The following is a 531-nucleotide window of genomic DNA, read 5'->3' as shown; positions in this document are numbered from 1 at the left end:
AAAGAGTAACGGAGGCGCCCAAAGGTTCCCTCAGCGCGAATGGAAAACGCGCGGAGAGTGCAAAGGCAGAAGGGAGCTTGACTGTGAGACCGACGGGTCGAGCAGGGACGAAAGTCGGGCTTAGTGATCCGGTGGTACCGAGTGGAAGGGCCATCGCTCAACGGATAAAAGCTACCCCGGGGATAACAGGCTTATCTCCCCCAAGAGTCCACATCGACGGGGAGGTTTGGCACCTCGATGTCGGCTCATCGCATCCTGGGGCTGAAGTAGGTCCCAAGGGTTGGGCTGTTCGCCCATTAAAGCGGTACGCGAGCTGGGTTCAGAACGTCGTGAGACAGTTCGGTCCCTATCCGTCGCAGGCGTAGGAAATTTGAGAGGAGCTGTCCCTAGTACGAGAGGACCGGGATGGACAGACCGCTGGTGTACCAGTTGTTCCGCCAGGAGCAATCGCTGGGTAGCCAAGTCTGGACGGGATAAGCGCTGAAAGCATCTAAGCGCGAAGTCCACCTCAAGATAAGATTTCCCACTGGG

Annotated in this window: 1 rRNA gene; it reads left to right on the top strand. The window is 57.6% G+C overall.

What is annotated here, in order from left to right:
• Positions 1 to 531: ribosomal RNA gene (locus tag ULO1_RS08000) — 23S ribosomal RNA — on the top strand; the annotation flags it as partial.

The sequence above is a fragment of the Carboxydocella sp. ULO1 genome (assembly GCF_002049255.1).
Taxonomy (GTDB): Bacteria; Bacillota.
The sequence above is the reverse complement of the archived record's forward strand: the minus strand, read 5'-3'. Positions and strand labels throughout refer to the sequence as shown.